The following is a 24,404-nucleotide window of genomic DNA, read 5'->3' as shown; positions in this document are numbered from 1 at the left end:
ACTCATACCAAGTCCTTCTTGCGGCCGAAACGCAGCATGACCGTCGTCACTGCCAGGATGATCAGGAACAGCAGGAACGCCACCGCCGAGGCGCGGCCGAGGTTCCACCACTTGAAGCCCTCCTCGAACATGTAATACAGCACGCTGACCGTGCTTTGCAGCGGATCGCCGCGCGTCATCACGTAAGGTTCGGCAAACAGCTGGAAGTAGCCGGACACGGTGATGACCCCGACCACCAACAACACCGGCCCCAGCATCGGCAGGGTGATATGCAGCAATTGCCGCCACTTCGATGCGCCATCGATGCGCGCCGCCTCGTACAGATCCTGCGGAATGGCCTGTAGGCCAGCGAGAAAGATCACCATGTTGTAGCCGAAGTTCTTCCAGACAGCGAACAGCATAATGGTCGGCATCGCCCAGTGCGGGTCGCCGAGCCAGTCGATCGGGCCGATGCCCACGTGTGCCAGCGCATAATTGACCAGGCCGTAGCGGGTGTGGAACAGGTAACGCCAGATCACCGCCACCGCCACCAGCGTGGTCACCACCGGCGCGAACAGCGCGGTGCGGAACAGCGCCTTGCACCGCGCCACCGGCGCATTGAGCAGCAGCGCCGCGCCAAGCGAGGTGGCAATGGACAGCGGTACGCCAACGATGACGAAATACGTGGTATTCCAGAGCGACTTCCAGAACATCGGTGTCTGCAGCAACTCCAGATAGTTGCCGACACCGACGAAACGCAAGTTGTGGCGGTCAGCCAGTGCATACAGATCGAAATCGGTGAGGCTCAGCAGCAACGCCGACAGCACCGGCACCCCGAAGAACACGCCGATCACGATCAGCGCCGGGCCTGCGAACAGCCAGCCGACCAGGGAACCGCGCTTCATGGCGCCGCTCCTGCGGCCGGTGCGGTCGCTGCCTGCCTAAGCTGCTGACGCTGGATCCAACGCCGTTTCTCCAGGATCTCGTCGACACGCTCGTCCAATTCTCGCATCGCCTTGTCCTGCGGTTCGCCACCACGCACCACACGTTCGGTGGCCAGACGCATTTCCTGCACGATGCGTTCCCATTCCAGCACTTTCGGCGCCGGCTTGACCCGTTCCAGCTGATCGCGGAATGCATGCGCCAGCGGATCGTCGGCCAACGACGGATACGCCCAAGTGCTACGCCGAGGGGGCATGTCGCCAATCAGCGCGTGGAAGCGTGCCTGAATCTGTGGCCGCGATAGGAATTCGATCAGCCTCCACGCCGCGTCCTTGTGCTCGGACCTACGGAAGATCACCAGGCTGGTACCACCGGCGATGCCCGCGCCGGGACCGTCAGGACCGGGCAACGGCAGCGTGCCCCACTGGTCTTTCAGCGCCGCGGGTTCGACCTGGCGGAACTCGCGGATGTTCCAAGGTCCGGAAATGTAGAACGCGTAGAGCCCATTGAAGAACTCATCCCACACGTTGGAGATCTGGGTCTCGGACATCTTCGGTGCCCAGCCGCGCTCGAACATATTGGCGTAGAACGCCAGTGCCTTGCGGAAATCGGGGCTTTCGAAATTCCCGTAGTTGTCGTGGTCGCGCAGCAGCGGATCGGGCCATTGCAGGCCCAGCGACAATTGCTGCTCGAATTCGTTGAGCGGCATCAAGATCGCATAGCGCTTCGGCCCGACGTGCCGCTTCACCGCCGCCATCGCCTGTTCCCACTCGGCCCAGGTCCGCGGCGGCGTCTCCACGCCAGACGCGCGCAGGATGTCCTTGCGGTAGAACAGCAGACGCGTATCCACGTACCACGGCACGCCATAGAGCTGACCGTCGATGACGCTGGTGTCCCAGATGCCAGGGAAATAGTCGGCCGGGTCCACGATCTTGGAATGGGCCACGTAGGGCTGCAACGGCTGCAAAGTGCCCAACTCGGCGAACTCCGCAATCCAGGTATTGCCCAACTGGCACACGTCCGGCAAGCCGTCGGCGGCAAAGGCGGTCAGCAACTTTTCGTGCGCGGCGGTCCAGGGAATATTCTGGATCTGCACGTGGATCCCGGGGTTTTCCTGTTCGAATTGCGGGATCAATTCGGCCACGACCTCGGCCTCGCGCCCCATCGCCCAGAACCGCAGCACCTCGCCTTGCGGCGCACGTGCGCAACCGCACAACGCCATCACCAGCCACCACAACAGCAGCCAACGAAGGATCGTGCGCGGCGCACTCATCTGGGATTGTGTGACTGACGCGGCACGGAATTCTGTGATGCCTGTACGGGGGCGGCGCGCGATTCGGCGATACCGATCTCCCTGGCCTTGGCGGCCTGTTCGTCCTTCTTCAGCACCGACTGCGCCTCACCGTCCGGGGTTAGCCAACCGCCACTGAAACCAGCGCGCTCCAGCCCGGTCCGGATGTACTTGTTCTTCTTCATGACGTTCCAGACGAACTCATTGCGGTAATTCGCGATCATGGCCAGGATCGGCCCCTGATCGATGCCGATGTAATCGCTGGACACCCAACCACGACCGGGAACGACCCGCCCAGTCTTGAGCGGAATATCGTAGTTGAAACTGGGATTGAACGAATCCAGGAAGCCATAGCTGGAGTAGATGAAGTCGCCATAGCGCTTGTGCATTTCCTCGGCAGCAGGAATCACCACCTCCGGCGCGAATACCAGCGAGGCAATCGCAGCGGTGGGCGCCAGGGTGCCATCGTCGAAGTTCTCGCGCAGGCCCGCGCCGCGCGAGGAATAATGGCGAAACTGACGCTGATCGCCGTGGTAGTCCTGCTCGGTATTCTGCGGACCATCGCTGGCGGTCAACCCCCACACGTTCTCGCCATAGTCCTTCCACTTCATCGGATTGGCGATGGCGTACTCACGCTGCGCCAGCACCGCGCGGCGACTGTTGAGGAAGTAATCGATGCCGCGTTCGCGCATGTACTCGTCCTGGATGTCGCGGAAATCGATCCAGACATGGCTGTACTGATGCGCGAACATCGGGCCGAACGAAAGATACTCCTGCCCGTAATACACGCCCCAGTCATTGTTATAGGTGCGCGTCCATAGCGTCCACGCATCCGGGCTGACTGAGTGGGTCGGCGAACCGAGCGCCAGCACGTAAAGCATCATCGCTTCGTTGTAGCCGGTCCAATCGTGGTTGATGAAGCCGCTCTCCGGAAACCACCCCATCGAGATCAACGGCTCGCGCTGCTGCAACCAGCCCCATTCCACACGCTTGTACAACGTATCGGCGATGTCACGGATCTGCTTCTCGCTGGCATCATCGCCGTCGTAGTAAGACTGCGCGAACAACACGCCCATCATCAGCATGGCGGTATCGACGCTGGACAGCTCCACCCAGCTGTCATAGCGACGGCCATTCTGCATGTCCAGAAAATGATAGTAGAAGCCTTTATAGCCCGCCTTGCCGGTGCGCTGCGGCCCCAGCGGGGCATCGCGGAAGAAACGCAAGGTGGTCAGTGTGCGGTCCACCGCCTGTTTGCGGCTGATCCAGCCGTTCTCGATGCCGATGGGATAGGCGGTCAGGGCAAAGCCGACCGAAGCAATACTGGCGAACGGACGCGACGGAAAGCGATCAGGGGTCAGTCCGTTGGTTTCGTTGGTGGTATCCCAGAAAAACTGGAAGGTGCGCCGCTCGATGTCGCTGAATAGCTTAGGCAACTCTGGCTTCACCGGTTTCGGCGGAAGCTGCGCCTCGATCAGGATCACCTGGACCGGCTTCTTCTGCACCAGCTTCGGTTCCTCGGCTTTCTTGCACGACGTCAACAACACGCCTGCCGCCATCATGAGCAGCAAAATGCGTGCGGAACTGCGTTTTTGCCTCATCGTGCCACCCCGTATACGTTTACCTGCACCACACACCATCCTTACCACAACCAGTGCAACGCCACTGGCAAGCTTGGGCCGCAGTGTCGCATTGCTTGTCGATAGCCAGGTTGAATTCCTTATCGTCCAACGTGGAATACGGGTCGTACTGCATGATATCGCACGGCGTGGTGCCCGCCAGGCAGCGACTGGCGACGTTTTGTTAGCCACTTTGAAATTCGTCGAACCGATCTCGGCGACAGGCCCGCGACATCATGATCTGGCTTGTTCAGAACGCTGCAGTGCCGACGAGCGGCCGCATCCCAGTCCAGACGTAATGTCAGCCCCCAGCCCCCGGAACCTCGGCGCGGATCGACAGCGCATGGATGTCGGTCTGCATCATGTCGCCTAGCGCGGCATACACTGCGCGGTGCCGGGCCAGGGGTCCCATGCCCGCGAAAGCGGCGCTGACCACGCGCACATTGAAATGACCACGACCATCACGCGCACCGGCATGCCCGGCATGACGGTGGCTATCGTCTTCGATCTCCAGCGCCAACGGCGCGAACGCCGTCTGCAGCGCCTCGCGGATCCGCTCGACCCGGTCTGCGGCCACCTGACTCATGGCAATACCTTGCGGAACGGCCGCACTTCGACTCGCGCATAGACGCCGGCCGCGACATACGGATCGGCATGCGCCCAAACCTGCGCCTCGGCCAACGAGTCGAACGCAGCCACCACCACGCTCCCGCTGAAGCCGGCAGGACCCGGATCTTCTGCGTCGATCGCCGGACACGGCCCGGCCAACAGCAGGCGTCCGGCCTCCTGAAGCGCCACCAGCCGCTGCAAATGCGCCGGCCGTGCCGCCGCGCGCCGTGGCAACGCTTCCTCTCCATCGTACCCCTCGATCACGTACCACATCCGCTACCTGCCTTCGTTGCTCACCGAACATCGACAAATTCTACCGCCGCAACGCTGGACACCGACCCTGCCGGCGCATTACCCTTAGCACCATTGCACGCGGCCGGATGCAGCGTCCCGTCGGTAGCTGGCCACTCAAGCCCCCTTCCGACGGCCAATTCGCTGCCTGACACCACCCGCGCAGACGTCCTCCTCCGTTGTTCCGCCGCCACGACACACGTGGCGTGCGTCATGTTATTTGTTGAATCAGGGATCGCGTTGCGGGGGCGACGCGCCATAAACCGCACTACTGCCGGCAAGGAGCTGCGCAAGGTCGTCCCTGCCCTGCCCTTCGCTACCGCAACACCGATTGTCCAACCGATGACCTCCGAACTCGCGCTAGACGCGAACCCGCCAATCCAGACGACCACCCCACAGCAGCAGGAAATGCCGCTGGCGGTGGTGCATGGGCAACCGGTGCTGCAGATCCCGCAGGATCTGTACATTCCGCCGGATGCCCTGGAAGTCATCCTGGACGCATTCGAGGGCCCGCTCGACCTGCTGCTGTACCTGATCCGCCGGCAGAACCTGGATATCCTGGACATCCCCGTCGCCGAGATCACCCGACAGTACGTGGACTACATCAATGTGATGCAGGAACTGCGTTTCGAACTGGCGGCCGAGTATCTGGTGATGGCCGCGATCCTGGCCGAGATCAAATCGCGGATGCTGCTGCCCCGCCCGCCGGTGGAAGACGGCGAAGAGGTGGATCCACGGGCGGAATTGGTCCGGCGCTTGCAGGAGTACGAACGCTTCAAGCAAGCGGCGGAAGACATTGATGCGCTGCCGCGGCAGGACCGCGACACCACTGTGGTACATGCACACGTACCCGACCGTACCGCCGTGAAGTTGCCGCCGCCGGTGGAACTGAAGGAAATGCTGCTGGCGCTGTACGACGTGCTCAAGCGTGCCGAATTATTCAGCGGCCACGCGATCAAGCGCGAAGCCTTGAGCGTGCGCCAGCGTATGGGCGACGTGCTGGGCCGTCTGGACGACGGCAAGTTCCACCGTTTCGAATCGCTGTTCACTGCCGAGGAAGGCAAGCTGGGCGTGCTGGTCACCTTCCTCGCCTTACTGGAACTGGCCAAGGAGCAGTTGCTGGACATCGTCCAAGAGCCACTGGCGCATGTCCCAGCAGACGCCACCGAACGACCACCGTTGCCGCCGATCTACGTCAAATCGCTGGCACTGGGCAACACCAACGCACCACTGCAGTTCAACAGCGAGTTCGACGACAGCGACACCGCCGACGCCGCCCCCTGAGTCCACCAAGAACCCACCCACGCATGGATCAAGCGCTGATCAACCGCATCGTCGAAGCCGCCCTGCTCGCCGCCAACCAGCCCCTGCCGCTGGTGCAGCTGCACGGCCTGTTTCCCGAAGACCAGCCCGCCCCGCCCGGCAGCATCGAACGCGCACTGGAACAATTGCGCGAAGCCTGCGAAGACCGTGGCGTGGAACTGGTCGAAGTCGCCTCCGGGTTCCGCTACCAAGTGCGCAGCGACGTGCATGCCTGGGTGGCGCGGCTGTGGACCGAACGCAAGACCCGCTACACCCGCGCCACCCTGGAGACCCTGGCACTGATCGCATACCGCCAGCCGATCACCCGCGGCGAGATCGAACAAGTGCGCGGCGTGGCGGTGAGCAGTAACATCATCCAAGCATTGGAAGAGCGCGAGTGGATCCGTGTGGTCGGCCACCGCGACGTGCCGGGCAAGCCCGCCTTGTTCGGCACCACCAAAGGATTCCTGGACTACTTCGGACTCAAACGTCTGGACGAATTGCCGCCCTTGTCCGAGCTCAAGGACATCGGCGAACTGGAGCCGCAGCTGCCGCTGGATCGCGACACGCTACCGGTCGGCGACATGGCCCAGGCCAGCACCGATGCGAACGCCCAAACGGCATCGACAACGGCCGGCAACACCACGCCGGTGCCCAGCGCAGATACCGACACCGGGAACGACAACGCAACACCATCAGTTCCAGATGCCGCCGACGCCGACGCGCCGACCGCATGGATTTCCGATACCGCCCCGACGGGCAAACCCGAAGCCGCGCCGGGCGAGCGCGCGGCGGATGCGAACGAAGCCGAAGACAACGCCGTCGCGACGACGACCGTGGCTGTTGACGATACCGATTCCGAACCACAGGCCGACGCGCACCGCGCCGACCGGAGCCAAGTAAATGAGTGACACCCCCCGCAAGCTGTCGTTGAACACGCTCTCGCTCAAACGCGACGCGAGCGCCGCCGAGCAGCCGAAACTGGAAGAACGCCTGCACAAGGTCCTGGCCCAGGCTGGGCTGGGTTCGCGCCGCGCGCTGGAACAGCGCATCGCCGACGGCCTGGTCAAGGTCAACGGCGAAGTCGCGCAGACCGGCATGTCGATCAAGAGCGGAGACAGGATCGAACTGGACGGACGCAGCTTTGTCGCCAGTGCGCTGACCGAGCCCGCGCGCGTGCTGATCTACAACAAGCCCGAAGGCGAAGTGACCACGCGCGAAGATCCCGAAGGCCGCCCCACCATCTTCGAGGCACTGCCGGCGCTGAAGGGCGCACGCTGGATCGCGATCGGCCGCCTGGACATTAACACCACCGGCCTGCTGCTGCTCACCACCGACGGTGAACTGGCCAACGCGATGATGCACCCCTCCTACGAGATCGAACGCGAATACGTGGTGCGCGTACGCGCCCCGGAAGGCGAGGAAAGCGTGCCGGACAGCATGATCGAGCGCCTCGCACGCGGAGTCGTGCTGGAAGACGGCAGCGCCAAGTTCGACGAAATCGAACGCATCGGCGGTACCGATTCGCACGACTGGTTCCGGGTGGTGGTCAAGGAAGGACGCAACCGCGAAGTACGCCGTTTGTGGGAATCGCAGGGTTGCCAGGTCAGCCGACTCAAGCGTACCCGCTACGGCAAGGTGGCGCTGCCGCGCGAAGTATTGCGCGGACAATCCATGGAACTGGCGCAGGACAAAGTCGAGGCGCTACGCGCCGAACTGAAGCTGGAAGAAGGCACGCCGTCGGCGCTGACCCTGCAACCGGTGATCGGCCAACGCAAGGCCGCCAAGGCCGTCGTGCAGGTGGGGCGCGGCGGCAACGCCTACGTCAACGGCCATAACGCCGCCGACGAAGGGCGCGAACTGCGCCGCTTCGACACCTTCCGCGAAGACCGTGGCCGCGGTCGCGGCGGCAAGAAACCGCACGGCGGGCTGACCGTAAGCGGCGAAATGGCCGCCAAGCAGGCGCAAAAACCATTCAAACAACGCACCCCGAAGGGACCCAAGCCGTTGCCGGACGGCAATCCCGCCGCCTTCCGCACCTGGTACGTCCCCGATGGCGTCAGCACCGGCCCGACCGGGCACCGCAACGCGGGCCCAGGTGGTCGCGGCACGGGGCAAGGGCAAGGCCAGGGGCGTCCCTATGCCAAGCCGCGTCCGGCCGGTGCCGGCGCGGGTGCCGGCCAAAGCCGCAATCAGGGCCAAGGCCAGCGCAAGGCGCATCCTTACGGACATCCAGGCAATGCACCCAGCTTCCCGTCCGACCACGCCAATCCCGGTTTCAGCCCCTACGGCGCCGCACCGCGCTCCCCGCGTCCAGCCGGCCCCCGCGCCGACGGGCAGAAGCGTGGCCCGGGCGGCCCAGGCGGTCGCCCGGCTGGTAACCGCCCCGGTGGCGGGCGTCCGGGCGGCGGCAACCACGGCCCGCGCGGCGGCCGCTGAGTCTCCAGGCACTGGCGCAGGTGCCTAAGCACCGACATCATCAAGAGTGCCTGCGCAACGGCGCTCTTTTTGAGCGGCGCGCGCGATCGACGCCACCGCCCGCGACCGCCAAGCGGAAATGCGTAGAAAGTGATGAACGCACATCTGGCCGCGTTCGCATTGCATCGTGCATTGGGCGCATCGTTGCCCGACACCGGCTCGCCCGCGCAAGCAAAGCAACGAAGCGAAGCGCACGCAACGGGAGATCGCGACGTTAGCGACCGTGGTCAGTTGCGATACCGAAAGCGCAGACGGTAAACCGCATCACGTATCCATCGGGCAGCACCGGCCTCTCTCTGTCACCCATCAAAAAGATCGCACCTGGCCACGACGTGCATGTGCGGCTGCGTCATCATGGGAAGGAGCTGCCTCGGTCGCTGTGCGGCCGGCAATCGGGCCCATAGGCAACGCTATAAGGCCGGTCCATGCAACGCGCCAAGCCCTCGACTACGTCCGCATTCGGTGGCCAACGTATTTCGAACGTCTGGCCGTCGGGCAATGACATGTGCAGCATCCCATGCTGTAGGGGTGGTAAGTCCGCAGATAGCCGCACGGCTTTCAGCGCACGCGTGGCTTTGGCGAATCCCGCGCAGTCGTGCACCAGGAACGCCACGGTTGCATCGACATAAGGATTCCAACCGGCGATATCCTGCGACGGCGGCTTTTTGGCAGCCTGCATCAACGCAATGGCCACAGCGCTATCGCCAGCAAATGCGCGCAATTGTCCTTAGTGCCAGTAGAGCAACCCGACATCGGCGGGCGAATGAGGATGGGACTTCCTGTAATCGCGGATCAAATCGGCAGCGGCCAGTTCGCAGCCTGACCGCGCCGCCAATGCACGCCAACCACCGCCACCATTGCTGACATCCTGGTCGAACTGCTGCTGGTCAAGGGCCAGCAATGTGGACCGGTCGACCGCGCACGACGCCACCGCCGGCCCGGCAGCCGCCCCGACAGGAACCAGCAACAGCCAGAACATCAGCGTAACAAGGGCCGCCATGGCAATTGCCACATCGCCTCGATGCGGCTCATGCGAGTAAAGAAACATCGGCATCTTCTCCGGGGTCTTACGCGCTCGGCAGATTCTCGCGCACAACCACCGCACGCACCAGCGCTACATTCGCGCAACTCCAGCAAAGCCGAGATATTTTGGAAACCCAGGCGCCAGCCGCACGCGACCCGCATCACCGACCAAAAACGCGGATGACACCTCAAGCGACTAGCATGCAGAGTTAGCTGTCGGCGGGTATTCGGCACCCTAGCGATCCCTTTACCACGGCACGCCACTGCGTTCACCCGGCCACATCACGCGCGAGTTCGATGAAGCGGAAAAACTGCGCGTACCAGCACTCGTACAGGTGTCGTCCTGCAGTTCGCGCGTCGCACCCAACGTTGCCCCCCGACCCAGCAAGGTCCGCGGTAATGCCAGCAATACGAAACGGCCATCCTGCAACCTGCTCAAAGCCAAGCCGTAGCGTTCCAGTTTGACGGGATTCTCGGGAAGCTCCTCGGCCAAGCGAATGAACGGACTGCGCTGAATCAGCTCCTCTTCGCTCAAGGTTCGCAAATAGTAATGGTGCCCTTGCAGCCAGTATCCGCTCCAGCGCGGATTCCAGTGCGCCCCCACCGATGCCAGTCGCTGACGGATGTCTGCGCGCAAGCAGGCGATGTGCAGTTCTAGCTGGTTCTGCAAATGCGCCGTTTGCGCATTGACGACAATGGCAACTGCGGTATCGGGAACCGCTTTGCCCAGAAGTTCCGAGAGCGCGCCGCGCGCGCGCCATGCCAGCCAGAAATAATTCGGCGTTTCACGCCGTTGTAGCAACGGACTTTCGACCCCGACAATTCGGCGGGTCGGAACCAACACGACATGCGCCCGGCCGTCCCTGTCCTGCAACAAGGCATAATCCTGCGCCAAGTCCATGGCCCGGAACGGCATCGCCTCCCCGGAGCACGACGCATCGGACGCGCATTGCCGGTGGACGACACGCCACACTGTGTCTGCATGATGGCGATACAGCGCCAGAGCGCTTCCCACCGTCATCAACGACAGCGCCATCACGCCAAACGCGCGGTATCCGAACATATTCATCTTCGACACATTTCTTCGCCGTCGCCCGGCTTCCTACCATCGCCGCCGGCAACAAAAAAGCGCGTCCGTGGACGCGCTTGTACGCGTGGTTGGGAGGCCACCGGCCGGCGCATTACACCAGCGACCGACCGGCGACAGCCCGGCTTACCAAACCATGCCAGCCCCCACTGCCACACCGGCATCGCCACGGGTGGTGGCACTGGCGTTGACCTTGAACAGGTAACGGCCACTTTCGCTGATCTTCGACACGCCCACTGCAATCGCCTGTTCGCCGCGGAACGAACTCAGCGACACGCCCGCCGCGCTTTGATCCGGCTGGTACGCCTGCGGCAAGCTAGACATCGCCATCGCCGCCGCCACGCCGGCACTGGCGCGCCGATCGACCTGACCCACACGGGTATCGGTGTAGTTGCGCGACCAATCCACCACACCGCTCAGCCCATCGTTCAACTGCCCCACATTGACCGCATCGGTAAGCTGCGTTCCCGCTGCCACGTTGGTGATCTGGCGCTGATTGGTGGCCGAACCCACCGACACGCTATTGGCACGATCAGCCACCGATCCCTGGCCCAAGGCGACGCTGTTGGCCTCCGTGGCCTTGGCTCCCTTGCCTACAGCCACACTACCGGCACCGGAAGCGACCGCATCCGCGCCCATCGCCGTTGCGTTCAAACCGCTGGCCTGACTGTTGTTGCCGGCAGCCGTGGTGCTGGTGTTACTGGCCGTCGCCGTCGGACCAACCACCACCGATGTGCCGTTGTTGCCGACGGCCACCGGAACCACCTGATTCGCGGGAGTGCTGCTAGCACTACTGGATTCGGCCTTACTACTGCCGGTCCCGCTGCCACCCGAGAAAGCACCGCCTTTCCTGGTCGTCTCCTGCATGGTGGTCAGCGAACTCTGCAAGGTGGAAATCGTGCTGGAGTTGTCTTGCACTTTTTGGTTGGTGGCATACAGTTGCGAGCCATTCACCGCATCGGTGCTGCTGGCACTTAGACGGCCAGCGGCGACATTCTGGATCTGCCGCTCCGCACCCACCGCACCGACGCTGAACGCACCGACCGGCGTGCTGCCCGCAAAGTTGTAGGTGGAGCCGCCCAGGGTCGTCGATGCTACCGCTGTGGTCGCCGCCGTGCGAGCACTCGCACCAATCGCCACGTCATTCGCGTTGCCGGCGACCGCATCGGGGCCGATCGCAATGCTGTCGGCACCAGTGGCAACACTATCTTCCCCGCTTGAATTGACCCGCATGTACTTCACACCGTCGCCGCCCTGGATACTCTTGACCGCATGGTCGAGCTTGCTCACCTCGGTGTTGGTCGCATGCAACTGCGAACCGTTGACCGCATCGGTACTGGTTTCGGACAGACGACCAGCGGCGACATTGGTCACCGTGCGCTCGTTGCCCGCGCTGCCCACGCTGACCGTGCTGGTCGGCGCGGTGCCAGCAAAGGCGTAGCTGTGACCATTGAGCACGACGCCTTTGGTGGCAATGGCCGAACTGGTCGTGCTGCCACTCCCCAGGGCGACATCGCCGGTGGAGCTGGCAACCGCCTTGCTGCCGATGGCGACCGCGTTCTTGGCCTGCGCACTCGAGCTATCGCCGATCGCGATCGAGGCCGCACCGCTAGCTTGCGCAGAAGCACCCTGCGCCACGCTGTAGCCTCCCGACGCGGTGGCGTCACTGCCTTGCGCCACCGCTCCCAGACCGGACGCGGAAGCATTACTGCCCTGCGCCACCGCATCGCCGCCGAGCGCACTGGCCCCCTTGCCGATCGCCAACGTGCGGTCACCCGCCGCGTTGGCGGCCACGCCAATCGCCGTGCTGTCGGTGCCGGTCGCCACGCTGTCATCGCCGGTGGAGTTGGTATTGACGTACTTCACGCCCGTTCCTTGCTGCAGTTTCTCCAAGGTCTTATTGATCTCGGTCACCTTGCCTCCAACCGAGCTCACCTCGGTGTTGGTCGCATACAACTGCGAACCGTTCACCGCATCGGTGCTGGTTTCGGACACGCGGCCCGCCGCCACGTTGGTCACTGTGCGCTCGTGACCGGCGCTGCCCACGCTCACCGTGCTGGTCGGCGCGTTGCCCGCATATTTGTACGCGGTCCCGTTGATGGTCGCACCGGTGGTCGCCACCGTCGCCGCCGTGCTGCTGCCCGCACCCAGAGCCACCGCACCGGCCTGATCGGCCGTGGCACGGTCACCCAACGCCAGCGCGTTGTATCCGCTGGCGTTGGCTTGATAACCGAGGGCGCTGCTGTTGACGCCGGTGGCCTTGGCCAAGCTACCGACCGCGACACTGCTTTGACCCGACGCCTTGGTGTTGAAGCCCAACGCCGTCGCGGTGTATCCGCTGGCGTTGGCATTATGACCGAGGGCGCTGCTGGCTATGCCGCTGGCATTGGCCGAGCTACCGACCGCGACACTGCTTTGACCCGACGCCTTGGTGTTGAAGCCCAACGCCGTCGCGGTGTATCCGCTGGCGTTGGCTTGATAACCGAGGGCGCTGCTAGCTATGCCGCTGGCATTGCTCTCACTGCCCAACGCCAGCGCGCTGTGGCCACCCGCTTTGGCAGCCACGCCCACCGCCGTGCTGTTGACGTCGGTGGCCTTGGCCGAGCTACCGACCGCGACACTCCTTTGACCCGACGCATTGGTGTTGAAGCCCAACGCCGTCGCGGTGTATCCGCTGGCGTTGGCTTGATAACCGAGGGCGCTGCTGGCTATGCCGCTGGCATTAGCCGAGCTACCGACCGCGACACTGCTTTGACCCGACGCCTTGGTGTTGAAGCCCAACGCCGTCGCGGTGTATCCGCTGGCGTTGGCATTATAACCGAGGGCGCTGCTGGCTATGCCGCTGGCATTGCTCTCACTGCCCAACGCCAGCGCGCTGTGGCCACCCGCTTTGGCAGCCACGCCCACCGCCGTGCTGTTGACGCCGGTGGCCTTAGCCAACTTGCCCAACGCCATGGCGTTATCGCCATAAGCCGCCGCCGCCGGCCCCATCGCACTGCTATCGGTGCCACTGGCCTTGCTTTCTTCCCCAGTCGAGTTGATTTGGACGTACTTCAAGCCCGTGACATCTTCCGGTTGCGGTTGGTCATCGGAGCATACCCAGCCATGATACCAGTAGCAGATGGCAGCACTCGCTTCATTTTCTGCACTCACAATGCAGACCAGCGTTGCTAAGCACAAACCAAGAAACGGCGAATGGCTCGCCCGCTTCTGCCGCCCTCCCTTGGCCTTGGTCTTGGCCAATTCAGACACGATCACCCATGCGCCCATGACACGATTCCACACGATCTTGAATGCCCTGTTCATTTCCATGCTCCCGCTGAAGGTGCATAGAAATTAGATTTCTCCCGACACCACGACGATGGGATCGCCCCCAATTCATCATTGGGCGAACGCCTAAAAAAAAGCCGTATTGGGCGAACGCCTAAAGCCGTGCAGCACGCTATGGCTTGTTCAGCAAAAAGCAAAGAGCTGCGGCAGGCGCGATATTCTCTCCACTGAGCCATACCTGGCCGGGTTACCGTATGATTCGTCGGATAGGCGCGTATGCGACGGCAATTACCCACAGGAACTGAACAATGGACAGGATCCGTGTCGGCATCGCCGACGACCACCCGATCGTGCTGCTCGGCGTCACCAGCGTGCTGAAAGACAATCTGGACATCGAAGTCGTATTCAGTTGCGATGCCATCGACCAGTTGCTGCGGTCGCTCGCCGAGCAGCCGGTGGATGTGCTGTTGTGCGACTACGAGTTTGAGAGCGACCCACAGGCCGATGGCCTGCACTTGCTGCAGCGCCTGCGTCGGCTCGCCCCGCAGATGCGGCTGTTAGTACTCAGCGCGCATACGGCGCCGTCGATCGTCTCGGCCGCCTTGCAACTCGGCGCCTCCGGTTTCATCGGCAAGAGTCGTGCCGATTTCGGCAACCTGGTCGCTGCCGTACGCGACGTGGCAAGTGGCCGCCTCTATGTACCAAGCTCGCTGTCGGCGGCGCTGCTGACCACGCGCTACAGCAGGAGCAGCGCCACCGGGGTAAACACGCTCTCCGCCAAGGAAGCCACGGTGGCACGGATGACCGCCGATGGATTGTCGTTGGGCGAGATCGCCGCACGGCTCAAGCGTAGCCCCAAGACCATCAGCAACCAGAAGATCGCGGCCATGAAGAAGCTAGGCGCCAAGAACGACGTGGAACTGGCCACCATACTGCGCGAACTGGACATCGAGGGCACCTAGCCGAACGCTGACAGATAGGAGCCGACGAACCTCGGTCACGCGCTCAACCCGCCACAGCCTCTACATGCGACAGTAGCTGCCGACAGCGCGACCTCAGCAACATCCAATCCCCGCCCGCATAAGCCTGCTGCAGCAATTGCAATTCTTCCACCAGGTCGTCCATTCCCAAGGCCATCAACGCACCCTGCAGGCGATGTATACGTCGGCGTAGCGACTCCAGGTCCTGCACGGCCAAGGCCTGCTCGATAAGTTGCCGCTCCGCCCTCCATTCAGCGTGAAACGCCTGACGCAACATCGCGTCCAATTCATCGGAGCGGTACTCCTGGGGCTTGGCGGAATTTGTGGAAGAGGATCGAGACAAAATGGCATTCCTCAAGACGCGACGCAGGTCGCTCAATAACACGGGTTTTTGCAGTGAGTCGGAGAACTGCTCGGTATCGGCACTGATCTCCGCCGCCGCCGACGCCGAGGTCGCCACCACCCGCGCATCCGGATCGAATTCGCGCAACTTGCGCAGCAAACCGACGCCATCCAAGTGTGGCATGCCCAGATCGGTGATGACCAGATCGGCGCGGCGCTCGAGCCACAGCTTGAGCGCTTCCATGCCATCGATCGCCACACGTACCCGAGTACATCCTAGCGCCGCCAGTTGGTGTTTGATCAAGGTGCGGTTCACCGCATCGTCTTCGGCAACGAGAATGTCCAAATTTTGCTCCACGCCCTCCACAACGGCCCCGCTCGCGCGCCGCTGCGCATGTTCGGCGGCGGTGCCCGTCAGCTCGGCCAACGCTTCCAACAGCCCCGCATAGGTCAGCGAACTCACCTCGATCTGTTTTTCGTGTCGCCGTGGGGTCAACGGCCCTTTGGCCGAAACGAAGACCGTGCCGAGCATAGGAACCGCACTCAAATCGGCGCTGCGCCAGGTGCGGTTATCGGCTTCGGCCACGATGCGGACATGCAGCGAGGCGTTCGCAGCGTCGGCAGCATGCAAGCTCGCACCCCAGCGGCGCAGACGCTCGGCGAGCATGGCGCGCCAGGCAGGATGGGGACACAGCACATCGACGACGAAACCCTCCAATGGCCGCGATTCGGCAAGCAGAGCGCGGCCAGTGCGCTTGAACGGCAGATCGACCCAGAACACGCTACCGGTGCCGGGCTCGCTGCGCACGCTGATGCGCCCGCCCATCAGGTGAGACAGATTGCGGCACAGGAACAAGCCCAACCCGGTTCCCCCGAAGCGTCGGCTGATACTGTCGTCGGCCTGCGCCAGCGGATTGAAGATCGCCGACTGCATCGACGCGGGAATACCGATTCCGGTATCTGCCACCTCGAAGCGCGCCCATAGCTCGCCGTCGGCCTGCTTCAGGCAACGCGACGAGATCATGATCGAACCGCGTTCGGTAAACTTGGCCGCATTGCCGAGCAGATTCTGCAGAATTTGCGCCAAGCGTTGATCGTCGCCCTCCAGCATCGCATCCAGATCCGGATCGGTGACGCAATAGAACGCCACCCCACCCTGCAAAATCGACGCACCGAAGCTGCGTGCGCAACGCTCCAGCACCTCGTTGGGCGACATCTGCACCGGATTGATCTTCAGCGCATTGGCCTCGAGTTTGGTCGAATCGAGCAGCGCGTTGACCAAGTTCAACAAGGCGTCGAACGAGCGGCGGATCATGTCCACCCACTCGCCCTGCTCGAAGCTCAGCGGACTGCGCGAGAGCAGTTCTAGATGCCCCATCGCCCCGTGCAACGGCGTGCGGATCTCATGGCTGACGATCGCCAGGAACATCGACTTGGCCCGATTGGCCTCGTCGGCGGTCTGCTTGGCTTCCATCAACAGCATTTCGTTGGCTTTGCGCTCGTTGATATCCACCAGGCCCAGCAGAACCACCGGTTGTCCGCCGAAACGGGTCTGCGAAGACGCCACGCCGATGTAGCTGTTCTGCCCTTCGGCCAGATCCCAACGCACCTCGATGAAGGAATGGCGATCGCCAGCCACGGCTTCGGCGTTGCGTTCGCACATGACATGACGATAGAAGCCAAGGTTACCCTCGTCGGGGAGATTGCCGAGCATACGCTGGGCCACCCCGTTCTCCAGCATCACCGTATCGGTGTCGGGCGCGTATATGCCAATCCCAATCGGCAAGGTATCGATGATGGCCTTGCTGAAATGCTCGGCCTCGATCAATTTTTCGGCACTTCTGAGCAGCGGCTTGGTCACGCGCAGATCGAAATACACCGTTGTGGCCCACATGAACCCCAGCGCCAGCAAGCAGACCAGCGCCCCGGTGACGAACTCGTGCTGCAGATTGCCCAGCACTTCTTCCCAAGTGTAGGCATAGACAGCGATCCAATCCGGGCCACCGATGCGCTGGGCCACGAAGAAGGTTCCACTGCGGTAGAACGCGATCGGCTCGCCACCCACCAGGGAAAACCGCTCAGTCTGCGCGCGCACCCTGCGCAGCAAATCCGCTTCCTCGGCACCGCGCGGGTAATCTCCCAGATTCTCTTGACCGGCATTGCTCAACAAAAAGAAACCGGGACGCCGCGTCTCCTTTCGCAGAAAAAAGCGCATGAACTGACGATCCGGTAGCGACAGCGCAATGGTAAAAATACGCCGACCATCACGAAACATCGGCACGATGAGTTGCGATACCGACAACCCTCCGTCGCGTTCGTCGGCGGGCCGCCACAGCGGCCGCTGGCTACGCAGGTCTTGCGCGGGCGTGGCCGCGATCAAACGCTCTGGCTCATCGATATGTTGGCGGATGAATGCCCTCACCCCGTCGCTGCGCGCGCTCTGCAACTGAGCCAATCCCATGGCCGGCGACACCGCCATGAAGGTGGCATCGGGTGAGTAAAGGAAGCCATCCAGAGTCACTCCGGTCTTCTTGGCATCGATGGAAGGCGCTGCGGACATGTCGCGCACCACGCGCAGCGCCGTGGCCAGGCGAGCCGCGTCTGCAGTGCCGTTCAATGAACTAACCAGGGTGAACGGCACAGCGGTGAGGTCGTCCTCGGTGACCGTGACGCCCTTGCCTTCGGCAAGCTTGCGCGCATAACGCTGCACCGGCACCACGTCGTTCTGACGCAGATTCCATACGCCTTCGTAAAGATCGGCGAACTGGACCAGCCGCGCCGACAACTCGTCCACCTGCGTCTGCACCTCCTCGCTGCTCTTGACGAACTGCGCGATCTGCTTATCGCGGTACTGGTCGATGATGCCACTGCAGAACAGCAACGCGGCGGCGACGATGGACACGGAAAGCGCGGTCGCGGCACCGTAAAGGATGCGCCGGTAGTATCGGCCCGTTCTGGCGAGCAACTTTTGCGGCATTTCTATCCCCGAACGAGCGCAACGCCGTGACGGCAGGGCAGGAAGAACATGGCTCTGCAGGATAGCCCAGCATCTGCGCCATCACCAGCCACGACGTTTCCTACATCTAGCTTACATGCGCCACGCACGCATGCATCGCCAGCGTGGCGAGCCTAGGCGTTTTAGGCAACAGCCTATGGATAGCTGGGCCCCACGCCATCGTGCCGGGGCTGGCACGCGCGCATGCTGGGACGCATCGAGTGTATCGATTATGCAATCGCACACCGTTGCCAGCAGCTTCGACCGGATCAGCCATGAACAGCACAGCGCATATTCCTTTTATCAGCATAAAGAATGCTATCGTCGCTTACGAAAACGAGTTGCAAGGCAGCTATGTGAGCAAGCTTTTGCAGCGTCTCGGCGCAACGCACATCTATAGCGCCACCGATAGCGGAGCACTATTCGAGCAGATCCGCACGACATCGTTCGACCTACTGGTCGCTTCCGCGCGTCTGCCGGGCGCGTCGATCCTGCAATTGGTGGATGCCCTGACCCAGATACGCTACAGCGGCCACCTGATCGTGAGCGGCTTGACGGACATGCGTATCCAGAGCGCGATCTATGAGTATGCGAGACAACGCGACAGCAGAGCGATGCAGGTGATCTTCGCTGGAGAACCCCTGCGCCTGTTCGATTTCACCGACATGCTGTACCGGGCGGCGACACCGATCACTGCCGATGCGAATGGCCAGGTGATCGAGGACCCTGCCGCACTCATTGGCGCCAACGAGGTGTTTCGCGCCTATCGCGCCGGCGAGATCGCCGCCTTCTTTCAGCCAAACTACTGCCTGACCACCGGCACCATGGTCGGCGCGGAAGCCCTCGTGCGGTGGCACCACCCAACACTGGGCGTAATGAGCCCGGACCGCTTTCTGACCACTCTGGAAGAGTGCAACCTTGGCTGGGAACTGATCGACCAATTCATCGACACGGTTGCCAGCGTCAGCCAATCGCTGACTGGAACGCCCCCACTCAAGCTGTCGATCAACATCTCCGCCAGGGATATCGTCTCAGCGACCTGGGCGGACAACGTCGTGCAACGACTCAAACACTCTGGCGGCAGCAGTAGCCAATTCGCGATCGAGGTGACAGAGAGCGGCAGCACAAGCAACAACAACACCATCATCGCTGGCGCGGTGGCGCATTGGCGCCTGAACGGCATCGATTGCGTCATCGACGATTTCGGCACCGGTGCGTTCTCACTCAACCGTCTGTGCACCGCGCCGTTCAATCTCCTGAAAATCGATCGACGAATGGTTTGGCGCTCACGGCTGACCCGTCACGTATTCGATATGCTAGAGACGATGGTGCAATTGGCGCATGGATTAGGCATGCGCGTGGTTGCCGCAGGCATCGAAACCGAAGAAGACCTGATGCGAATGCGCAGCATCAAATGCGACATCGGCCAAGGCTACTACTTCAGCCGGCCATTGCCCATCGCACAGTTCCAAGATCTTGCCAACTCCCAGCAGAACATCTTCGGGCAACGCACTAGCAACGCCCACTAAGAGTGGCTAACAAAACGTCGCGAGTCGCTGTCGGGTGGGCACGGACAGCGCGCAGGAACCGCAGTATATAGACGGTTCATGCGGTACATGAGGATTCCGAGCACTGCCCGCCCCTACCCACCCGGCCGCAGCGCAGTAGTTTTGTTAGCCACTCTTAGCAGCGGGACAATCAAGGCGCCGAACACGCTCCCTTGACTGCACAAGTCGGCCAACCCGTGTAAGACGCTGCTGTCGCTCCCCTTGCTCTAACCACTTTCGCCTACGACAGGGCGTGTTCGCCGCGACGACAACCTGACACGATGACGATACGGCCGGCGCTTGAGCGAAACAAAAAATGATCGAGACGAAATCCGTTGAAATTGCCCTGGGAGGACCCGTGCACCTGCCAGTCGCTTGCCGTAGCCGTCTCGCCCGCACTTGCTTACAGGGCGAGACGGCTAGGATGTAGTGCGCGCCAGTCAGCGGCGTTCGATGGTGAAACCAGCGACGTCCAAGCCCAGATCAAAGCCCTTACCGGTACCGGCCAGCGCCAACGAGATGTCGCCCTTGGTCATCACCTGGGCATCGGACGACTTCACCACACCAGCATGCGCTTCTGCCGACGCATAGGTGCCCAACAGATCATTGAGTGAATAAGCGCCGGTAAAACGACCACGGCCATTGACGATCTTGGATTTACCCACGCTCAGGCCGCCGCCCTTAACGCTGATCTTGACCGGGATGCTGGCACCGTTGTCGCAGGTGATGGTGCCGTTGCCTTTAGCGCTCTTGTACAACAGCGACCAACCGGACAAATTGAAATGCAACTCGCAGTCGATGTTACCGGCGGCATGCGCCTGCGGCATAAATGCGATACCGACAAGCAGCGCGGCAGTCGTAAGCAATTTGGTCATGGCAACGCTCCGTTGGGATCATACGGGGGCGAGCCTAGCAGCGCCTCCGACTAGGCGGTGTGTGTGCCGCCGTCGCCGTCACGGCGCCGTTCAGGCATCGGCATTGGGTGCGCCAAGGACAAAGGCATCGGCATCGAGCATCGCCGGGAAGCGTGTACGATGCGCCACCAATGCCGTCGCGGAGATGGTCGTGGTCGCGACCTGCTCGCGTTCGCGAATTTCCAACTGCGGCTGACCGAGGAAATCGATCACCGCGCTGTCGCCAGCGTAATGCAGGTCGTTGCCATCCACACCGACGCGGTTGACCGCCGCCACGAAGCACAGGTTCTCGATCGCCCGTGCGCGCAGCAGCGTCCGCCAGGCATAGGCACGGGCCGATGGCCAGTTGGCGACGAACAATTGCAGGTCGAAATCCAGCTGCCCCGGACGTTCGACGTCGTGGCGGTTGCGACAGAACACAGGAAAACGCAGGTCGTAGCAGACCTGCGGATTGATCCGCCAGCCCTTCCATTCCACGCATAGGCGCTCGCGCCCGGCGGCATAGCGCAGATGTTCGTTGCCGTAGCGGAACAGATGGCGTTTGTCGTAGTGCTGCAATGCGCCATCGGGCGTGGCCCACAGCAATCGGTTGAAGACCCGGCTATCTCCGTGCGCATCGGATACGCGCAGTTGCACGCTACCGGTCACCGCCGCATTCAATCGCATCGCCTGCGCGCGCACCCACGCCACCGTCGGCCCCTGCATGTCTTCGGCCTGCTCCAGGGCGTCGTTGGAGAAACCGCTGGTGAAGGTCTCCGGCAGAATGACCAGATCGGTAAGGCCGGCCAGCGGCGCCAGCAGTTCGGCATAATGCGCGCGATTGCCAGCAGGATCGTGCCAGCGCGTGTCGCCTTGGACGAGAGAAATGCGGAGGTCGTGCGTTGGGGGCATGGGATGTCCGGAGTAGTGAAGGATCCAGACCCGGGATCCGGAAAATCAACTGCGAGATCGGCTGCTCTTAACTCTGCCGAGTCCCGGGTCACGGCAATGCATCAGAGCCGCAGCAAACGCTCGATCGCCGTGTCCAGCGTGGCCGCGTTCTTGGCAAAGCACAGCCGCGCCAGACGCTGGCCGTGCGGCGGGATCTGGTAGAACGGCGACAGCGGGATCGCCGCCACTCCTTTCTCGATCGTCAGCCACTTCACGAACTCGGTGTCGGGCAGATCGCTGACCGCCGAATAATCGACCAGTTGGAAGTAACCGCCCGGCACCGGCAGCGGCTTGAGCCGAGTCCCCCGCAATTGTTCGCCGAAGCGGTCGCGCTTGGCCTGGTAGAACGCACCGAGTTGCTCGTCATGCTCGGGCTGTTGGCGAATCATCTTAGCGAAAGCATGCTGCGCCGGGCCGAAGCTGGTGAACGTATTGTACTGGTGGACCTTACGGAACTCGACGCTGAGCGCCGGCGGCGCGATCGCATAGCCGATCTTCCAGCCGGTGCAGTGATAGGTCTTGCCGAAGCTGGAGATCACGAACGCGCGTTCGCGCAGTTCCGGCCAGCGCAGCACCGATTCATGACGGCGGCCATCGAACACGATGTGCTCGTAGACCTCGTCGGAAATCAGGAAGATGTCGCGACCGCGCAACAGCTCGGCGACCGCCTGTAGATCCTCGGCACCGAGCATTGCGCCGGAGGGATTATGCGGGCTATTGATCATCAGCAGCCGCGTCCGCGGCGTGATCGCCGCACGCACTTGTTCCCAGTCCACCGCGAAACTGTGCGGATCCAGCGACACATGTACCGCGCGCGCGCCGGCCAGGTCGATCGCCGGCTCGTAGCAGTCGTAAGCTGGATCGAGCACGATCACCTCATCGCCTGGACGCACGACAGCATGGATGGCGTTGAACAATGCCTCGGTGGCACCACTGGTCACGGTGACCTCCGTGTCCGGATCGACCTGGGCGCCGTAGCAACGCAGCGCCTTCTCGGCGATGGCCTGACGCAGCACCGGCACACCGGTCATCGGCGGGTACTGGTTGTGACCCTCGCGCGCCGCCTGGGCCAGTGCGTCGATCAGGCGCGCCGGGGCCGGGAAGTCGGGAAACCCTTGACCCAGGTTCACCGCGTCATGCTCAGCAGCCAATTGCGACATGACGGTGAAGATGGTGGTGCCCACCTTGGGCAGCTTGGTCTGCAGGTGCATAGGTAAAGATGCGGCAGTGGGGGGAAGCACCCAGTGTACGCAATGCCGCTTGCCGGCGATGCGCCACGGCTGCGTAAAACAGTGTCACCGCGCACGCCCGCCGACATCCGCCGGACGTCCGTATCTCTTACAATGCATCTTCTCTTGCCAAGCCCGCCGCCGCGCCATCCGTCGCGGTTCTTCGCCGATGACCGATCCGCTGCATGCTTCGCCACCGCTGTTGGCTGCGCACGGGCTCACCTTCGCCCGCGATGATGCGGCCGTGTTCGGCCCGCTGGACTTCCGCCTGGATGCAGGCGAAGCGCTGCTGGTACAAGGCGACAACGGCGCCGGCAAGACCACGCTGTTGCGCGTGCTGGTGGGCCTGCTGCGCGCCGAGGCCGGACGCATCGAGATCGACGGCCACCCGGTGCGACGCGGCGACCGCGCCCGCTTCATGGCCTACCTCGGTCACCTGGGAGCATTGAAGGCGGACCTGAGCACTCTGGAAAATCTACATTACGTGTGTGGCCTGCAGGGCCGCCGCGCCAAGCAGATGCCTGGCAGTGCATTGGCCATCGTCGGCCTGGCCGGCTACGAGGACACGCTGGTGCGGCAGCTTTCCGCAGGACAAAAAAAACGCTTGGCGCTCGCGCGGATGTGGTTGTCGCCAGCACCGCTCTGGCTGCTCGACGAGCCCTACGCCAATCTCGACCTGGACGGCATCAACCTGGTCAACCGCATGATCGCCGCACACCTACGCAGCGGTGGCGCCGCCTTGGTCACGACCCATGGCGCCTACGCCGCGCCGCCGGTGCGCACCCGCCTGCTGCAGTTGAGCGGAGTGGACGCATGAGCCCGGCAGCGCCCGTTCCTGGCCTGTTGCAAGCCACCCACGCATTGCTGCTGCGCGACCTGCGCCTGCTATGGCGCCGCCGCGGCGATGCACTGCAGCCCGTGCTGTTGGCGCTGCTGATTGTGATCCTGTTCGCGCTGGCATTGGGCAACCAGCCACGCCTGCTCGGCGATGTCGCCGCCGCCGCACTATGGCTGGCCGTGCTGCTGGCCGGGCTGCTGGCATTGGACAGCCTGTTTCGCAGTGACGCCGAGGACGGCTCGCTGGAGCAATGGTTATTGGCGCCGGTCCCGTTGGCCTGGCTGGTGCTGGTACGGGTGCTGGTGCACTGGACGACCACCGCCTTACCGCTGATCGTGGCGACGCCCTTGCTGGGCGAATTGCTGCACCTACCGCATGACCGCATGCCGACGCTGCTGGCATCGTTGGCGCTGGGAACCCCGCTGCTCAGCCTCATCGGCGCAGTCGTGGCCGCGTTGACGGTGAGCATGCAGCGTGCCGGCATCCTGGTCGCGCTGCTGGCGCTGCCGCTGTACGTGCCGGTGCTGGTGTTCGGCGCCGGCAGTGTGGCAGCGGCGGCACAGGGACTGGATCCTGGCGGCGGCTTGCTATTGCTGGCGGCGGGACTGGTGCTGGGCCTGGTACTGGCCCCGCTGGCGGCGGCGGCGGCAATCCGTATCGCGCTGAGCTGAGCGCCGTTGGCGCAGCGTCGACGCGGCATGGGCCGTACCATGCAGCGATGACGTTGTCGTATCGCAT

The 24,404-nt window shown here is 63.0% G+C and carries 19 protein-coding genes, 1 other RNA gene and 1 pseudogene; 7 read left to right on the top strand and 14 right to left on the bottom strand.

Translation table 11 applies throughout. From position 1 onward, the window contains the following. Nucleotides 1-2 precede the first annotated feature (2 nt). The 5 genes from XaFJ1_RS06250 to XaFJ1_RS06230 all read right to left on the bottom strand — a co-directional run bounded on the left by XaFJ1_RS06250 (nucleotide 3) and on the right by XaFJ1_RS06230 (nucleotide 4,713). A complete protein-coding gene (locus XaFJ1_RS06250; RefSeq protein ID WP_012915827.1) occupies nucleotides 3-884 on the bottom strand; it encodes a carbohydrate ABC transporter permease in 882 nt (293 codons plus the stop codon). After that, nucleotides 881-2,194, bottom strand: a complete 1,314-nt coding sequence (locus tag XaFJ1_RS06245) for a sugar ABC transporter substrate-binding protein (RefSeq protein WP_012915826.1) — start codon at nucleotides 2,192-2,194, stop codon at nucleotides 881-883. Before XaFJ1_RS06245 ends, XaFJ1_RS06250 begins: the two co-directional genes overlap by 4 nt. After that, nucleotides 2,191-3,771, bottom strand: a complete 1,581-nt coding sequence (locus XaFJ1_RS06240) for a glucoamylase family protein (RefSeq protein ID WP_230596924.1) — start codon at nucleotides 3,769-3,771, stop codon at nucleotides 2,191-2,193. The genes XaFJ1_RS06245 and XaFJ1_RS06240 overlap by 4 nt, the downstream gene beginning before the upstream one ends. Nucleotides 3,772-4,132: 361 nt before the next feature. Next, on the bottom strand, nucleotides 4,133-4,417 hold the full coding sequence (locus XaFJ1_RS06235; protein WP_012915824.1) for a BolA family protein: 285 nt from the start codon (nucleotides 4,415-4,417) through the stop codon (nucleotides 4,133-4,135). Then, a complete protein-coding gene (locus tag XaFJ1_RS06230) occupies nucleotides 4,414-4,713 on the bottom strand; it encodes a YciI family protein (RefSeq protein WP_012915823.1) in 300 nt (99 codons plus the stop codon). The genes XaFJ1_RS06235 and XaFJ1_RS06230 overlap by 4 nt, the downstream gene beginning before the upstream one ends. Before the next feature lie 360 nt (nucleotides 4,714-5,073). Here XaFJ1_RS06230 and XaFJ1_RS06225 point away from each other — a divergent pair, with 360 nt between their 5' ends. The 3 genes from XaFJ1_RS06225 to XaFJ1_RS06215 are packed head-to-tail and all read left to right on the top strand — an operon-like array spanning nucleotide 5,074 to nucleotide 8,472. Next, nucleotides 5,074-6,015: a segregation and condensation protein A gene (locus tag XaFJ1_RS06225; protein WP_012915822.1), complete on the top strand. Its 942-nt coding sequence runs from the start codon at nucleotides 5,074-5,076 to the stop codon at nucleotides 6,013-6,015. Between the two features lie 23 nt (nucleotides 6,016-6,038). Further along, entirely contained in the window at nucleotides 6,039-6,944 is a 906-nt protein-coding gene (gene scpB, locus XaFJ1_RS06220) for an SMC-Scp complex subunit ScpB (protein WP_012915821.1), read from the top strand. Beyond that, the gene (locus tag XaFJ1_RS06215; protein ID WP_012915820.1) at nucleotides 6,937-8,472 is read left to right on the top strand and encodes a pseudouridine synthase; all 1,536 of its coding nucleotides are present in this window, start codon (nucleotides 6,937-6,939) and stop codon (nucleotides 8,470-8,472) included. The genes scpB and XaFJ1_RS06215 overlap by 8 nt, the downstream gene beginning before the upstream one ends. Before the next feature lie 766 nt (nucleotides 8,473-9,238). Here the strand turns inward: XaFJ1_RS06215 and XaFJ1_RS16110 are convergent. The 4 genes and pseudogenes from XaFJ1_RS16110 to XaFJ1_RS16490 form a co-directional block, all read right to left on the bottom strand. Further along, nucleotides 9,239-9,565: a hypothetical protein gene (locus tag XaFJ1_RS16110; protein ID WP_012915818.1), complete on the bottom strand. Its 327-nt coding sequence runs from the start codon at nucleotides 9,563-9,565 to the stop codon at nucleotides 9,239-9,241. 216 nt (nucleotides 9,566-9,781) lie between these two features. Then, the gene (locus XaFJ1_RS06205) at nucleotides 9,782-10,603 is read right to left on the bottom strand and encodes a CDP-diacylglycerol diphosphatase (RefSeq protein WP_012915817.1); all 822 of its coding nucleotides are present in this window, start codon (nucleotides 10,601-10,603) and stop codon (nucleotides 9,782-9,784) included. Between the two features lie 144 nt (nucleotides 10,604-10,747). Further along, entirely contained in the window at nucleotides 10,748-13,678 is a 2,931-nt protein-coding gene (locus tag XaFJ1_RS06200; protein WP_230598056.1) for a YadA-like family protein, read from the bottom strand. 159 nt (nucleotides 13,679-13,837) lie between these two features. After that, a pseudogene (locus XaFJ1_RS16490) lies at nucleotides 13,838-13,891 on the bottom strand (hypothetical protein); the annotation flags it as partial. Nucleotides 13,892-14,199: 308 nt separating this feature from the next. On the opposite strand from XaFJ1_RS16490, the gene XaFJ1_RS06195 reads away from it, so the two are divergent. Further along, entirely contained in the window at nucleotides 14,200-14,853 is a 654-nt protein-coding gene (locus tag XaFJ1_RS06195; protein ID WP_012915815.1) for a response regulator, read from the top strand. A 43-nt stretch (nucleotides 14,854-14,896) separates the two neighbouring features. Here XaFJ1_RS06195 and XaFJ1_RS06190 read toward each other — a convergent pair whose 3' ends face one another. Next, the gene (locus XaFJ1_RS06190; protein WP_230598055.1) at nucleotides 14,897-18,115 is read right to left on the bottom strand and encodes an ATP-binding protein; all 3,219 of its coding nucleotides are present in this window, start codon (nucleotides 18,113-18,115) and stop codon (nucleotides 14,897-14,899) included. 368 nt (nucleotides 18,116-18,483) lie between these two features. Here XaFJ1_RS06190 and XaFJ1_RS06185 point away from each other — a divergent pair, with 368 nt between their 5' ends. After that, nucleotides 18,484-19,737, top strand: a complete 1,254-nt coding sequence (locus tag XaFJ1_RS06185) for an EAL domain-containing protein (RefSeq protein WP_012915813.1) — start codon at nucleotides 18,484-18,486, stop codon at nucleotides 19,735-19,737. A gap of 4 nt (nucleotides 19,738-19,741) precedes the next feature. On the opposite strand, the gene XaFJ1_RS06180 is transcribed toward XaFJ1_RS06185, so the two are convergent. The 4 genes from XaFJ1_RS06180 to XaFJ1_RS06165 form a co-directional block, all read right to left on the bottom strand. Next, nucleotides 19,742-19,826: non-coding RNA, sX9 sRNA (locus XaFJ1_RS06180), on the bottom strand. Nucleotides 19,827-20,195: 369 nt separating this feature from the next. Further along, a complete protein-coding gene (locus tag XaFJ1_RS06175) occupies nucleotides 20,196-20,630 on the bottom strand; it encodes a hypothetical protein (RefSeq protein ID WP_012915812.1) in 435 nt (144 codons plus the stop codon). 90 nt (nucleotides 20,631-20,720) lie between these two features. Continuing rightward, complete coding sequence (locus XaFJ1_RS06170; RefSeq protein WP_012915811.1) at nucleotides 20,721-21,560, bottom strand: amidohydrolase; 840 nt, start codon at nucleotides 21,558-21,560, stop codon at nucleotides 20,721-20,723. 101 nt (nucleotides 21,561-21,661) lie between these two features. Further along, nucleotides 21,662-22,810 (bottom strand): pyridoxal phosphate-dependent aminotransferase, encoded by a 1,149-nt coding sequence (locus XaFJ1_RS06165; protein WP_012915810.1) that lies wholly within the window; start codon nucleotides 22,808-22,810, stop codon nucleotides 21,662-21,664. 187 nt (nucleotides 22,811-22,997) lie between these two features. Here XaFJ1_RS06165 and ccmA point away from each other — a divergent pair, with 187 nt between their 5' ends. After that, a complete protein-coding gene (gene ccmA, locus XaFJ1_RS06160; RefSeq protein WP_012915809.1) occupies nucleotides 22,998-23,645 on the top strand; it encodes a heme ABC exporter ATP-binding protein CcmA in 648 nt (215 codons plus the stop codon). Continuing rightward, nucleotides 23,642-24,337, top strand: coding sequence for a heme exporter protein CcmB (ccmB, locus tag XaFJ1_RS06155; protein ID WP_012915808.1), 696 nt, complete (start codon nucleotides 23,642-23,644; stop codon nucleotides 24,335-24,337). The genes ccmA and ccmB overlap by 4 nt, the downstream gene beginning before the upstream one ends. Nucleotides 24,338-24,404: the final 67 nt, after the last annotated feature.

The organism is Xanthomonas albilineans, assembly GCF_009931595.1.
GTDB lineage: Bacteria > Pseudomonadota > Gammaproteobacteria > Xanthomonadales > Xanthomonadaceae > Xanthomonas_A > Xanthomonas_A albilineans.
This window is presented reverse-complemented; position numbering and strand designations above follow the sequence as displayed.